This window comes from Stenotrophomonas sp. PUT21, assembly GCF_052232875.1.
GTDB lineage: Bacteria > Pseudomonadota > Gammaproteobacteria > Xanthomonadales > Xanthomonadaceae > Stenotrophomonas > Stenotrophomonas maltophilia_N.
The window spans coordinates 2,268,962-2,282,911 of record NZ_CP197645.1; the positions used below are offsets into that span (position 1 = coordinate 2,268,962).

14 protein-coding genes are annotated in these 13,950 nt (G+C 59.4%); 3 read left to right on the forward strand and 11 right to left on the reverse strand.

The features are described 5' to 3' along the window. Positions 1–36 precede the first annotated feature (36 nt). Positions 37–648 (reverse strand): hypothetical protein, encoded by a 612-nt coding sequence (locus tag ACTT2I_RS10460; RefSeq protein WP_443096649.1) that lies wholly within the window; start codon positions 646–648, stop codon positions 37–39. A gap of 34 nt (positions 649–682) precedes the next feature. Beyond that, positions 683–1,135, reverse strand: a complete 453-nt coding sequence (locus ACTT2I_RS10465) for a hypothetical protein (protein WP_443096650.1) — start codon at positions 1,133–1,135, stop codon at positions 683–685. Positions 1,136–2,131: 996 nt separating this feature from the next. Here ACTT2I_RS10465 and ACTT2I_RS10470 point away from each other — a divergent pair. Continuing rightward, the gene (locus ACTT2I_RS10470) at positions 2,132–3,196 is read left to right on the forward strand and encodes a hypothetical protein (protein WP_443096651.1); all 1,065 of its coding nucleotides are present in this window, start codon (positions 2,132–2,134) and stop codon (positions 3,194–3,196) included. Positions 3,197–3,269: 73 nt separating this feature from the next. Further along, a complete protein-coding gene (locus ACTT2I_RS10475; RefSeq protein WP_443096652.1) occupies positions 3,270–6,047 on the forward strand; it encodes a UvrD-helicase domain-containing protein in 2,778 nt (925 codons plus the stop codon). Here ACTT2I_RS10475 and ACTT2I_RS10480 read toward each other — a convergent pair. Further along, entirely contained in the window at positions 6,044–6,376 is a 333-nt protein-coding gene (locus tag ACTT2I_RS10480) for a hypothetical protein (RefSeq protein WP_443096653.1), read from the reverse strand. The two genes, ACTT2I_RS10475 and ACTT2I_RS10480, sit on opposite strands and share 4 nt — an antisense overlap. Positions 6,377–6,605: 229 nt before the next feature. Between ACTT2I_RS10480 and ACTT2I_RS10485 the strand changes: the two genes are divergently transcribed. Beyond that, the gene (locus tag ACTT2I_RS10485; protein ID WP_443096654.1) at positions 6,606–7,184 is read left to right on the forward strand and encodes an RBBP9/YdeN family alpha/beta hydrolase; all 579 of its coding nucleotides are present in this window, start codon (positions 6,606–6,608) and stop codon (positions 7,182–7,184) included. A 185-nt stretch (positions 7,185–7,369) separates the two neighbouring features. On the opposite strand, the gene ACTT2I_RS10490 is transcribed toward ACTT2I_RS10485, so the two are convergent. The 8 genes from ACTT2I_RS10490 to ACTT2I_RS10525 form a co-directional block, all read right to left on the reverse strand. Next, the gene (locus ACTT2I_RS10490) at positions 7,370–7,681 is read right to left on the reverse strand and encodes a hypothetical protein (protein WP_443096655.1); all 312 of its coding nucleotides are present in this window, start codon (positions 7,679–7,681) and stop codon (positions 7,370–7,372) included. A 166-nt stretch (positions 7,682–7,847) separates the two neighbouring features. Next, positions 7,848–8,033 (reverse strand): hypothetical protein, encoded by a 186-nt coding sequence (locus ACTT2I_RS10495; protein WP_443096656.1) that lies wholly within the window; start codon positions 8,031–8,033, stop codon positions 7,848–7,850. 289 nt (positions 8,034–8,322) lie between these two features. Continuing rightward, positions 8,323–8,655, reverse strand: a complete 333-nt coding sequence (locus tag ACTT2I_RS10500) for a hypothetical protein (RefSeq protein WP_443096657.1) — start codon at positions 8,653–8,655, stop codon at positions 8,323–8,325. Positions 8,656–8,861: 206 nt separating this feature from the next. Next, entirely contained in the window at positions 8,862–9,110 is a 249-nt protein-coding gene (locus ACTT2I_RS10505; RefSeq protein WP_443096658.1) for a hypothetical protein, read from the reverse strand. A 718-nt stretch (positions 9,111–9,828) separates the two neighbouring features. Further along, positions 9,829–10,227 carry a hypothetical protein gene (locus ACTT2I_RS10510; protein ID WP_443096659.1) on the reverse strand — a complete coding sequence of 133 codons (399 nt, stop codon included), beginning with the start codon at positions 10,225–10,227 and terminating at the stop codon, positions 9,829–9,831. A 223-nt stretch (positions 10,228–10,450) separates the two neighbouring features. Next, the gene (locus ACTT2I_RS10515) at positions 10,451–11,146 is read right to left on the reverse strand and encodes a 3'-5' exonuclease (protein WP_443096660.1); all 696 of its coding nucleotides are present in this window, start codon (positions 11,144–11,146) and stop codon (positions 10,451–10,453) included. Between the two features lie 12 nt (positions 11,147–11,158). Then, positions 11,159–11,842, reverse strand: coding sequence for a UvrD-helicase domain-containing protein (locus tag ACTT2I_RS10520; RefSeq protein WP_443096661.1), 684 nt, complete (start codon positions 11,840–11,842; stop codon positions 11,159–11,161). Beyond that, positions 11,835–13,553 (reverse strand): ATP-dependent nuclease, encoded by a 1,719-nt coding sequence (locus tag ACTT2I_RS10525; RefSeq protein ID WP_443096662.1) that lies wholly within the window; start codon positions 13,551–13,553, stop codon positions 11,835–11,837. Before ACTT2I_RS10525 ends, ACTT2I_RS10520 begins: the two co-directional genes overlap by 8 nt. Positions 13,554–13,950 lie beyond the last annotated feature (397 nt).

Here is a 13,950-nt window from a genome sequence, read left to right on the forward strand (position 1 = left end):
GCCAGCGGGCTTTTGCCCCCCAGCTCTCGGTTGGCATCAGCGAAGGTCTGGGATTGGGCTGATGGTGATCGCGTATTCGCCGTAGCCGCACTGGTCATCGACCGTGGCGTTCGCCAGCGCGCCACGCTTTGCCAGTTCAACGACCGGCACCTGGCACACGTTGGCCTTGGCACCGCTAAAGCTAACCGTGAGCTTTTCCTTGCTCGCCTTGAGCAACGCTGCAAGCTTGTCGAGCGTAGTGCTGGTCTTCTGGCTCAATGGCTGCATGTCGGCGGCCGGGTAACGGATGACCAGCTTGTCAAGGGCTTCGGCCTGGCCGTCCTTGGCGTCGACGGTCTTGGTGTGGAGCTGGGCGTCCAGGCCAGCAGCCTTGGCTTCTGCTTCCAGTTCGCGGAACTCCTTGAGCTGGGCGCCATAAGACGCAACGCCCCCGACGACAGCCCCAGCAGCGCAGGCAGCAATAGCGGCCTTGTCCTTTTTGCCAGTCAGCAGCGCGAGGCCCGCACCGGCTGCACAACCCAACCCACCAGCTTTAAAAATGCGCAGCTTGTTGGTCTTCTGGGGTTCGGGTGGGGGGGTGTCCTGGGCGAAAGAGAGCCCGGGGGCCAGCATTGCGGCGATGATGAGAGCGAGAGTGAAGCGTTTCATTGAGAGTCCTCCTTTGAGGCAGTTGGGAAAGGGGTTACGAACGGCTGGCATGACGCCGCCAATCCGCGCTGTTGTCTGAAGGGGTCGGTTCGGTCGTGGCGCGTGCCAGCGCGTTCTTCGGCGCCGCCATGGCTGGAACCGCGGCGTCGGGCTCCTGCTGGGCCAGGAACTGACTGAAGGCCTGAAGGGTCTTCACCACCAGGTCCTCGTTCGCCTGCAATGCGGCGCTCTGCTCTGCCCGCATGTCGGCGAGTGCGCTTTCCAGGGCCAGGGCATTCCGTGTTTCGGATTCGCGGACCGAGGCCCGGATGTCGTTCAACGCATCGGACGCTTCCAGCCCTTGCATCACGCCACGGCTCTTTTCCAGAACGGCGAGGCGCAAATATTTGTTGAGCGAAACACCCTGCTCTTTCGCGCAATACCGCGCGCTCTCCAGCTCATCGGGAGCGATGTTGAAAGACTTTGTTAGAAGCGACGGACGAACCACTTAACCCCCTGCATTGAAAATCCATACCCAATGGATTAGCAGAGGATTTAAGAAGCGCAAGCGGGCTAACCGATATCACTTTGCTTCTCTGCGTTCCCCGAACTTTTTCATCCGATCTTTTGGCTAGATTGTTAGCCAAGTCTGAAAGCAAGGCACAGCAAGGCGCTTACGGGTGGAAACGCGCAGCGTTTCTAGCCAAGCCGGAACCCATCGGAGGTGCGACTTGTGTATAGCCCACTCCCTTCACCTTTCGGAGAACCTTTAAAGGTGACTAGGGAGACAAGTCGGTTCCTCGCAATCGTCCCCCAAGTTTTCGCTCCACCACTCTTGCCCTTCCGCTTTTCCCCGGTAGAAGTTTAGGAAAGCCCCAATCCTTAACGAACCCGGAGACCCCTATGCCCCTCGCCTTCGCCCCACCGCTTCCATCCAATCCGTTCCGCTTCCCCCCTGCAAACCATCCAGCCCCAGCCCCCGTCACCCTGGTCACCTACAATCAGCGACGCCCCTCCGTCCGTAACAGCACCCCCGATAGCCCCCACGTCCCCGCCCCACTGTCACCCCCTGTTTCCGCTGATCGATTCCTTGGGTTCGGGTGGTCGGGTGCTGGGGTTCTGCAGTGCTGCTCGGGTGTTCGGAAAGCCCTGCCTCAATCCGTTTTAGTCAACTCTGCTCGGGTGTTCAGCTGGGCATGTGCTTGGGTTCCTGCGCTCGGTGCGAGTGCCTGGAAAGCGCTGACCCAATCTGTTTTAGTCAAGCGGGTTGCCCAGGCTCTCGTTCATTGCGCCCCGGCATTCGATCTGCGGTTGGGGGTTGAGTGCTGGCTTGAAAAGGGATCAGCGAAGCGGGTTCTTGGTTGGGGATCGGCGGTGACTGGGTTGGTTCGACAGGCTCGGCGAATCGTTTTAGTCGAATCTTTTTCAAGCCCCTGCAACGCCCCTCTGCCTCCGCTTTGCGATCCGCTTGGTGGGTCTGCGTTGAACGGCTGGGGGACTTCCCATGCTTGAGCTCGCCCCCTTCCTTGATGCCATCGCCCGAGCCAACGCCCCGCTCGAAGGCAAGGCCAATGGGTGGCAACGCAAAGCGGGCTTGGCGGAGTTCGACAACGCCTGCGCCTTCTGCTCCGATCCTCTGGACCTGTCCTCTCCCAAGTCCTGGACTGCTACGTCGCTGGTCCCCGCGCAACTGGGCGGCCCGGCTGGCGTGGTGGAGAACTGGGTGCCTGCCTGCCGTTCGTGCGCTGCTGCAAAGGGTCTGCGCGATGTCGTGAGCTGGTCAGTGTGGAAAGCGTCGGCGGCCCCTGACCGGGTTGCCTTGCTGCTGGCCCGGCGGCATGCTGCGTTGCTGTATGCAGAGAACCACTTCACCCCGTTGAGCCGTCACTCGAAGCGTGAGCGGCTGCTGGCTCACTTGGGCTCTCGTTTCGACAAGCCCCGCTTCCGGGTCTACGCGTGGGCTGGTGGGGTGGATGGAGAGCGCTGTTGCTTGGTGGGCTGGAGCACCCGCGCCGGGGATCCCACGGCGATTGGTGAGGTCCTACTGGCATTACGAATGAGGGATGGGGCCGAGGTGCTGGCCGAGGGCCAGGTAAGCCTTCTACGGCTTCCGCCAGATGGGTTCCTAGGGGCGGTGTGGGCGTTGATTGAGGCCCATGGGATCGTCGTGCCCTTGGGGGTGCCAGGCGGTGGCCCGCTTGATGGAGAGGACTGGCGCGAGTGCTGGCGCCACCGAGTGCAGGACCCGGTGAGCAACCATAAGCGGGTGCCGATGACCGGCGGTCTGGCGCTGCCTCATGCTCCCCGTGTGCTGTCCACGAAGCCTGACTCGGTTCGCCGGCTGGCCCAACTGCGGGCTGCCAGACGGGAAGACAGGCAGGCGGAAGCCGAGCTGCTGTATCGCGAAGCGATGGCGAGGAAGGCACGTTACCTGGAGCGGGTGAGGCGTGGCCTGGAGGAGCCTATGGAGCTCAACGCCTACCGGGCTTGGGCGGATGAGGTGAGGCAGCTCGGCTGGCGTGGGCGTTGCTGGAGAACGAGTGCCGGGGGAATGAAGCAAGCTCTCTGATTTAAGATGTAGACCCAATACAGCTGCAGGCTCCTTCAAGGCGTTGCAGTTAGGCAAGTAGGAAGCTTCAAGGATGACCAGCGATTGGCGCCCCTCAACCTGGGGCAGAGTTCTGACCCGATCACCCCACTGGTGGCTTCGGCTGGATGGGGACTACGTCGAAATCAGTCTCAACGGCCAGCGTCACCGGGCCTTCATTGACGATGCTCAACGGGTGCATGTCATCCCAGGAACGTTCTGGTCCCGTGTCGAGGTAGAGCTGGAGAAAGGCCCGTGGTTGACGGCCGATGGCCTGAAGAATGTAGAGGGAGAAGCCCTCACCGCTGCCATTGAGCACCTGCTGTTTGAGCGCCGCAAGCGCGAGCGCAAGGCACTGTTTGATGCTGTCCTTGATAGCATCCGCACTTGGCTAAAGCAGGCACGATTGCTCATTGCGACCGGCAAGGCGGATCGTCGGTGGGTCACCCACGAGCAACAGCAGGCCGTGCTTGATGCTCGCCCCAATCTCCCACTCCCCGATTCCGACCTGGAACCGCTGTTCTTGGACGAGAATGTGCATGAAGATCTGCGCACGCTTGCCCATCTTGAGGCACTCAAGGATCTAAGTGAGTGGGGATCAGACTGGCCAATGCTCTGGGCAGCAGCGAACGAGTCCATGGCTTCCTGTGAGCTGGAGCTGGCGAAAGACTTCCTCGACAAGGTGGAGAGCAAACCCCTAACCGAGGAGCAGGCCCGCGCCGTGATCTGCTTCGACAACCGGGTTTTGGTGGTTGCGTCGGCAGGATCGGGAAAGACCTCGACCATGGTTGCCAAGGCGGCTTATGCTATTGATCGCGGGTTCGTTGAGCCCGAACGCATCGTGATGCTGGCCTTCAACAAGGATGCGGCCACGGAGCTGCAGGAGCGCGCCCGCCACTCCTTTGAGCGCCTGAACATGGCAGATGTCGAGGTCCAGGCAAGAACATTTCACGCCATGGGCCTTGCCATCATTGGGGAGGCCACCGGGAGGAAGCCTGACGTTCCCGATTGGGCGATTGATGCCACGCAGGGGTTCCACAAGCTGGCCGAGATAGTCGATACCCTCAAGGACCGATCCACCGACTTCCGCACCCAGTGGGACATGTTCCGCTTGGTCTTTGGACGGGATCTGCCTCCCCTCGGAGCCGACATGCTGGCCGACGGCTTTGACAGGGAAGGCAAACCCTACAAGCGAACCCTCAACGGCGAGCTCGTCAAGAGCATGGAAGAGTGCGTCATTGCGGACTGGCTCTTCTACAACGGCGTCACCTACGACTACGAACGCCCATACGAGTTCGACACCGCTGACAAGACGCATCGGCAATACCGGCCAGACTTCTACTACCCCGACGCGCAGCTCTATCACGAGCATTTCGCGCTGGATTCTCAAGGTCAGGCGCCGGCGCACTTTGGCAACTATCTGGAAGGTGTTGAGTGGAAGCGCCAAGAACATGGCCGTCGAGGGACTAGGCTGATCGAAACCACCTCGTTTGGGCTGCGCAGCGGCCGGGATCTGGACTATCTAGGCGAGCAGCTGACCGATGCTGGGATTGAACTGGACCCAAACCCCGACAGGCCACTGCCGGAGCATGGAGCCAAACCCATGCCTGATGGGGACCTGATCGGGTTGATGCGCACCTTCATTGCGCATGCAAAGAGCAACTGCCTAACAACCAACGACATCGAAGATCGGCTCAAGCGGATGCCCGACGGCTCTTTTAAGGAGCGACACCGCCGCTTCCTGGAGATTGCCAGCCCTGTTTTTGAGGCATGGGATCGAGCGCTAGCCGGAGAAAAGAGCATTGATTTCGAGGACATGCTGAACATGGCCGCGGGGTTGCTAGAACGTGGGCACTACGAGTCGCCCTACGATCTGGTCATGGCGGACGAGTTCCAGGATGCTTCTTGCGCTCGGGCCCGTCTCTGCCGTGCCTTGGTAAGGAAGCCTGGCAAGTACTTCTTCGCGGTGGGCGATGACTGGCAGTCCATCAACCGATTTGCTGGCGCCGATGTCTCGGTGATGACGGGGTTCCGGGAAACGTTCGGCCATGGCCAGGTCCTGAAGCTAGAGCAGACCTTCCGTTGTCCGCAGGAGCTCTGCGACGTTTCCAGTCGCTTCATCACCAAGAACCCAGCGCAGATACAGAAGCAGGTCCGGTCGGTCACTCCACCGCATGGCCCCGTCCTGCAGGCTTATCAGGTTCCTGGCCGCGACCAGGTTCAAGACGGTGTTCGCCATTACCTCCACACGCTCCACCAGCAGGTGTTGTCCGGCGAGGTCGCTCCTGGAAGGAATGGCAAGCTCTCTGTCTTCGTTCTTGGCCGATATAAAGCCGATAAGGCTTCAGTGCCTCCCGAATGGAAATCCTTGTTCGGGCAGACAATGGACGTGTCGTTCTTGACTGCCCATCGTTCCAAAGGCGCGGAAGCGGACTACGTGATCCTGCCTGGGATGCTGAACCGCGGATTCCCCAACCTCCGTGCTGATGATCCCGTGCTATCGCTCGCTATGCCGGACGGGGACACCTATCCTTTGAGCGACGAGAGGCGGCTGTTTTACGTGGCCATGACCCGTGCCAGGCGCTCGGTGGCGATGTTCACCCAACCCGGAAAGCAGTCCCCGTTCCTTGACGAGCTGGTCAAAGAGGGCAGCGTCAAGGTCACTCACATGACAGGGATGGCGGTTAAAGAGGAACGTTGCCCGGTGTGCAAGGTTGGCGTGTTCGTGGACCGGACTGGGCCTCATGGTCCGTTCCGCTCTTGCTCCAGTTACCCGCAATGCCACAACAAACCCAAGCGCAACTACCAGCAGCCCTATAGAGTCGCTCGCTAGCTGCCATCAGCACCGATGCTGAAGGCTTCAAACCACCCAGCATAGGGCGTGTTCTTCACCAAGTGCCGGTTCCAATCCGGCTGCCCATCGGTCCACCAAACCGGGCCCCGTTCGCCCAGCCCCTTCTTTGCGTTGTCCACTGCCTGGCGAGCGGTTGACAAGGCTTCGGTGTCCGCAAATGTCTTCGCCGCTTTGACGGCGCGCCGGGCATCCATCAGCTCGTGGACCAAGCGCTCTTTTTCCTGGTCGCTTAGGCCTGGGTTGGTGGTTCGCCATAGCCGGCCGCGGACGATGAGATAGCGGCCATCGGGGGTCGTGAGAGGATCCATGGGGTGAGGATACGGGGGGAGAGGTGACGGGGAGCAGACAAAAGAAAGGCGGAACATAGGCCGCCGTTTCCATTCCTGGTCCTCCCCGCTCACTGGCTCTGCTCCAAGCACCGGTCCACCAGCCGGTCCTACGTTAGCTAATTGCGTAACAAGCACCAGGAACTCAGCCAGTGCGTCGAGGCTCGAGATAGAGTTATGATTCTGATATTTCACTGATTTAGGAGTTCTTGTGCTCGCGACGCTGCAAGGAAAACGCGTGGTGATAGTCCACGGCTACACAGCGTCACCAGACGCCAACTGGTTCCCTTGGCTTGCCGAAAAGCTGCGCCAGGACGGGGTCAGTGTTGATGTGCCTGAGATGCCAAACCCTCATGCGCCTGAGCCTAGGTCATGGGCCAGTAAGCTGCAGGAGGTATTTCCAGTTGCGTCGGGTGAGACGTTCTTGGTCGGACACAGCTTGGGATGCATCGCCATCCTTCGTCACGTCCTCTCTTTGCCTGAGGGTTCAGTAATCGGCGGTGCTCTCTTGGTATCCGGTTTTGCCAAGACGCTGGAGACCCTACCGATGTTGGGCGCTTTTACGCACTCTTCTGTCGACGTGGACGAAATAAAGCGGAGAGTGCTGAAGCGGGCTAGCATCTTTTCGGAAGACGACGTCATCGTGCCTCCTTCTGCTTCGGAAGAACTGGCCGCGGCACTGAGTTCCAGCATTGTCAAGGTCAATGGCGGCGGACACTTCTTGGACAGGGACGGATTTTTAGAGTTTCCCCAGGCCTACGACGAACTGAAGCGTCTGATCGCTCAGTGATCGCTATCGACGCCTGGAACCCAAGCGAAGATGTTGTGGGACTCGCAACAACACTCCTGATGAGGCACTAGCTTGAACGCCGCCGGCGGCGCTTCCACGCACGCTCAAGCACACACACGGGGACGAGACCCAGAACTAAGCACCAGCCCATCCGCCAACCGCATGAGGCCATAGGGCCGCGGGGATCAGAAACGGCTCTTGCCAGCGGTGATTACGGTCGGCGGAAGGTTCTGATGCAACTCGTGGGCCCTGAGAAACCCATGGAGCCAGGCCTCCGCCTCTCCAAAGCCCGTCAACTCTCGGATCACGATCGCGGCCACGCAATCGCCTGCGGCCAAGAATGGGTCGTCATCGAGATCGCAGATGGAGAGGGGCGCATAGAAGTCGGCGCCTGTTTGGAAGGCCAGAAGAAGCTGGGCTCGTGCGAGCGTATCTCGCCGCGCCCTCAACGCCAAGCCGACGAGCTCGCCTTGCGACCAGCAGGCATTGTCGTCCATTAGAACCGGACCTTGGGACGTGGCGCCGTCAGCTGTGCGGACGGCAGGGCCACGTCCACGTCCACGTGGCGAGCCAGAGCACCCCATTCCTCCACGTGCTCGGCCGGCGCCCACATGAGGACCGCCCTGCTCCCCTGCCGGGACTGCGAACTTGCATCTGCCATGATTACCACTCGATATCATCAGGCGCGCCCGAGGGGATGCCTGCCATTGGCCCCGTGTAGCCAACTTGCTGGACCAGTCTCTGGGTCGTCTGGCCCATGCGATCCAGACGGTCGGTGACCTTGTCCAGCGCAACCAAGGCTACGATGAAGAAGACCACGTTAAGTAAATTGTTAAATATCTTCCGCACGCTTCCTCCGTACCATCAGTCGGGGTTCAATTAATGAGTTGGTAGTGTCTAGCGATGCCCAGCAAGCAACTGCCTCCAATGCAGGCGACGAACAAAGGGGCGCAGAGCAAGAGGCATCCAAAGGTGACGTCCCCCGACTTGGCCCGTTTGTCGGTGACCATTTCCCAGCCACACCGGGCGGCACCAAGGCGTGAAACGCACAACCAAAGGAAGTGGAGTAACGCCAAGTAGTCGCGCGCCCTCAGCGGCTTGAGCTCGGGAATCATGCGCAGGGGATTGGGCTGAGTGCTCATGGCTCATCCCAACGCAGAGCGTTCAACGCGGCGAGCTGTTGCTTGCATTGAGAGACGGTGAGCACGTATCGGGCAAAGGAATAGCCCTGAAAATCTCGAAACCCTTCCTCTGAGCCCTTGTCCGATGCCTGGTCGACCTTGGCTGTCAACGCCTCCCACTGAGCATCGCCAGTGCTTTGCATCTCCAAGAACAGCGCCCAAGCCTCCGGCCCTTTTTCTCGAGCGAGTGATTGAACGTCGTACATCAGCTGGTTAGTTTCGGCGTCTCGCTTGGCGTTCAACTGTTCGACTCCAGCAAGGCCTTGCTCATTGAAAGGATAAATCAACATGGAGACTCCTTAAGCGAAGTGTGGGCTGGATTCGATGCGGTCGGCAATGACCAAGCCGACAACTACACCGACAAGCAAAGAGGCGAGGTAGAAAGTGGCGATGAACATGACGGATTCCTTTTTGGCTGAAGGCGCCATCGCCTTCTCTAAGTCCAGGTTATGAGAAACCAATCATTTGACAATACAATTGTCAGATCATTTTATGACTAAAGATCAAAGTTGACGGACGGGAAGCATTCTTTGCAGAACATTTGCAGCACTTCACACAATTCGATCTTGCAAGCCGGGGGATCGGCGGGGGCCGAGCCAACCCCGTCTTTTTTCCTCAATTCGCCTTTGCTTGGGGCCGCTTTTGATGTTGTTTTTACGTTGAAAACCTCCGGCACAAAAAAGGCGGCCATCGCCGCCCAGTCGCTGCTCACCTCGACCCAGCTCAGCTGCTCGCTCGGACGCACCTCCAAACCAGCTGCCGCACCGCTTCTGTCAGGCGAATGCCCGCGCGATTGGCGTCGATCAGCAAAGCCATGCTCACGTCGGGGGCTACCTGGAACGCTGGCAGAATCGACGTGTAACGCCCGTCCCCGTTCGTCGCCTTGATGCCCCACGGCAGTGGGCCCACTCTTTGGAAGGGCTGCCGGATCCTGGCGTGCTGCTCAACCAGCTGAGTCAGTGCCGCACGCATGCTCAAGCCTTGTGCTGCTCCTAGGGCCCGAAAGGCGTGTTTGCTAGGCGGGTCAATCCGGGTTTCGTGGATGGAGTCCACCAACCGCACCGCCTTCTGCTTAGGTTCGAGGGTGTAATGGGCCGTCATGGGGTCCTCATGGCGGGCTTAGGGAGCCAAGCGTGAGAAGCCGCTTGCTCGCGGGTCATCAGGGCGGACGTGCCCAAGCAGCGGGTCAGTTGGTAGTGCCCCATGGTGTGCGGGTAGCGCTGCATGTGCTCGTGCATGTCTCGAGAGAAATAGCAGGTGCCGCCGGACCGACGCTCGTAAGCGAAATAGCGGCGTCGCCGCAGAGTTAAATCAGCAGTTCCAGCTGCATTGGCTCCCATGTCAACCATCCACAGACGTCATAGAGCCGCATTTCTGCTGGATCAGTGGAGAACAGGTAGCCCCCTCTTTGACCAATCGCTCCATACCTTTTGAAGCAGTATGGTTGGCGTGATAGTGCGGCATTAGAAGCGCTCCCGATCGCAGTTGGACGTGTTGGCTTGGGGAAGCTCCCTGTCCAACAGCGCTGCGCGGAGAAGTCCCTTTGCGTTCGCATCTTTCGCCCCTACGCCGAGCTTTTTGAGTTCGCGCTTCAGACGGAGCACAACCTGATGGTCCGCTTCTTCGTATCGTTCGCAGTGTGCCAGACTCCGACAAGCCAAGTTGTAGGAGTTTGGGTATGAACGCGACGGGGAGCGACCGAAATCGATCACGTCCTCGTCCCGTCCGCTTGGATACCAACGTTTCGCCTTGTCGAAGCTACCCGACGGGTGCTCGATGCGGGCCTGTCGTCGCTCGTAACGCAGCAGGGCCGCAAAGGCGGGATGGAACTGTTCTGAGGTCAGTAGGAGTTGCTTGGTCATGGTCGATTCTCTTGGTGGGTGAAGCCGCGTCTGGCTTCTATTCCTTCAAGCTACGACGCGGCCCAAGAACCGCAACAACCTGATCCGATCATTTTCTGACTAAAGACCAAAACTGCGCCCTCGCAGCGCAGTTCTGGTCAAACTGGGACTCGGAACACATGTAGAGGGCCGATGGACTGATAACGCAAACTCTGCATCGAGAAGATCGCGGCAGCCCCAGGCATTAGACCGGAATGGGAAACTGGACGATTTGGCTCGAAGATGAGATCACCAGAGATGAACGTGCACGTGAGAGGGCAACGTAGAATAGCTTTGCCTGTGTCTCGGGCTTTTCCTTTGAAAAATGCATTGCGTTTGGTATTGACACGCGATCAAACTCCAGTCCCTTAAGCAACAGCGGCGTTGACACCGTGCGCCTCGGAAGCTGCCGGCCCATGTGACTGACCCGCTGCCGTGTCACGTATGCGCTGGTAGCCAGCGTTGCGTGCGTTCCCTCCGCCAAAGCGGCAAGCGCCTTGACCGTGTCGCGCAGCAGTTCCGACCGAAACGTTCTCACCCGACTATGCAGCCGAGTGCCCTCCAAAGCCTTGACTGCGAACCCAGGCTCCCCAGTCATCCCCACTTTTCCATAAAGGGCGATCACGTTGTTCCGCGCTTCAACGTCTTGCGGCGTATCATGCTCCCCATCTTTCAGAGGCTTGAAAGTAACTGTGTCGGAGACTAAGTCCCGAAGCAACTTCTCACGATCGCCTGCTGAAGATCTATCCCACGCTTCAGCGAACGCCTGTAACGTCTTGCAACCGATGTCTTCGATTGCTTGGTAGGCGGCCCTGCTCGTCTTCGCCAGCTGGTCGCAGGCCCCGCGCCTACAGTGAATCCCAGCAGCGGTGCCACGCGCGCCTTCCAGCTCATGAAACAAGGGCGCGAGATCCTACTCGTCCTTGCAAGGCAGGTAACTCAGCGGCCCACTGGCCAAGTCCACAGGCTCACCCAGCTCGAGCTTTTTCCTCACCGACGAGATCCACTCGCCCAGCTCTGGATTGGTGTCTCTCCACCGCATGGGCTCCTCAAGGGTGCCGACAAGCGGAAAGGCAGGAAACACATCAATATCCCAATTAACGATTGGGCTGTTGAATCCGAATATCCCTTGCATCGGATCGCCAAAGACGATGGTTTGGAGCTGTTCCGACAGCGCCACAACCAAGCTGTGCTGGACCAAGTCGCAATCCTGATATTCATCCACAAGCAGACGATCATAAGATGCAGCGATCACATCACGAACGGGAGAGAGGCCGAGCACATTCACCGCACCCAGGTATATGTCGTCCCACTCTCCGCCCCGCGGCATGCGTCCCAGTGGTCGCCCGAGACGAGGAAATGCAGCCGTGTAGCGGGAGGCCCAACTTGCAATGGTGTCGACAACCGCAGCACGCGGATCAATGTGCAAGCGCCTCATCCGTGCCCTGAGCGCATGAACCCCAGCATGCGTATGAGTGAGGACCAACGTACGTTCGCCTAACCCGGTCAGTCTGGCAATCAACTCGGTCTTTCCGTGCCCGGCGGGCGCCACCACACTTCCCCGTGACACCGTCAGCAAGCTTTCCGGACTAAGCATAGAGCCACGCCTCGATCTCAGCTAAAGCGACGGCAAGTTCGGATTCGTCGGTCTCGAATACTGATTGGTCAACCAAGTCCGCGAGGCCCCGAGCGATATATCGGTTTTTGAACCAGGAGTTGTCTTTGGATAGCTGCGCCAGCCGCTGAATGATCACGGGTCGTTCCAAGTTCAACAGCAGCTCCCAATCAGCGAAGGGCCACTGGCTGACACCACTCGGCCCAGCCTCGGGGAAGGACTTTTTGATCTGATCCACGACCGTCGCCTCTCCTTTGTGCGACTTGGCTTCCTGCAGGAGAAGATCGATGAGCCCGTCGTCGCGTACAGCTGAGAAGAGCGCCTCCTCAATGGCAATATCTGACGTGTAGGTGATGGTTTGGACCCCTGCTTCATCCATCTCGCGCTGTTGCTTCGCAGGGACACGCACGTCTGAATCCCGGTAAAGCATCGTCGGGTAGCCCAAATCCGCTAGGGCGGTGGCGATCTGTGGTGCAGCTGCGCCACCACCGTCCAAGATCGCGGCTCCTCGCTGCTCGATTGAGGCACCGGCGTGACGTGCCGGAAACAGCTCTCGAAGGCCAAGGAGCAGGCCGAGTTCGGTCTCCCCCTCACAGACCACCAGCCGACGCGCAAACAATGCGCGGGGAGAGCGCTTGAGCACACGCTTAAGTGCGGACTGATCGGTTGGGTGAAGAATCTCCAGCGTCCCGCCTTTCAAGCGCCTGCACACGTAGAGCGCCTCGGGTGAGATCTCGCTTAGAGCTACGTCCGAGTGAGTGGTCATCACGATTTGGCCGGTGGGCTTCGAGGCAATCGACGCGGCCTGTTGGGCCTGTCGTAGGTGCACCATGGCTCCTAGGATTCGGTGGGGCTCAAGGCCCTGCTCGATCTCATCCACCAAGATGATCGCACCCTCCTCAATCGCGGCACGCTGGATCGCCAACGTGGCCAGGCGGCGGGTGCCGGTTCCGGCTAGCCGAAGGGGCACGGCACCATCGTGAAGGGCAATCGAGCCGGAAGAGAACCCTCCTTTAAGCAACTCCAGTCCTGGCATGTACGCATCTTCCACGAGCGCCCCGACTTCGACCGCTCTCGCCTGGGCCTCCTTGGCCACCTTTACCAAGCTTGGGATCTCATGGAGTCCCGTGCTGGCCTTGGCCACCCTGTAGGCTTCCGCCAGTTGCTGTGCTGCCTCGTCGCTAGACTCCGTCAGCTTGGCCAGGATAGATCCTTGGCCCCACGTAAGGTGCCTAGCATCGTCGCCGGTCAAGCGCACCACTCGAAACAAGGCGCGATCCCGGTTCGACATGGTCCTTGGGTACGGAGTCCGATCATTGATGATTTCCCAAACCGGTTCCATAGTGGCATCGACAGTCAGGCGTACTGTCAGAACAGGCTCATCTTCATCCTCCGGCTCATCCCTCAAGGTACCGTTCGGGGCCAGTCCACGGATGTAGAGGCCGAACTTCTCATCCGAGAGCAGTGGTTTGGACAGCTCGGCGATCGTTACTTCAATCTTGATTGGCCGGGACGTATCGCAATCCCGAAAGTCGGCCTCACTGAAGGTATACCAGCGCGAAGACAGCGCTGCCTCGATGGCGTCCAGAACAGTAGACTTCCCCGAATCGCCAGGACCAATCAAACAACATAGCGGCTGCTGTTGCAGCGCCCACTCCAGTTCGTTTATCCCGCGAAAGTTATGAGCCGACAACTTGACTATTCTCACGATTCCCCTCGATCCTTCGAATACCCTAGGCCGGGCGAGTCAAGTTTACCGCCTCAAGGGGCTTGCGGCCGGCGGTTGCCCCCTAAAAAGGAAGCCGCCAGTCGTAAACCCGACGTTATTGTGCCCGCATGCCTATAGGCTGCGGGTATCCGGGATACATCCACCCCTGGCTTATGACCTGAATGTGCCCTTCAGCCTTTGTTCGACCCTAAAGGGCCTAGGGTCGTCTGGCCCGCTAGAACGACATCGATCACTCAATCGTTGTCTAGAGCCAGGGAGACGATGAGTGGGAGTACCGTTGGAGGGCCTCAGAGGCCCCTAAATTGGTCTCTTCTTTGGCTCCTCACCCATGCCTTTGAGCTCTACCAAAAGCTTTTCTTTC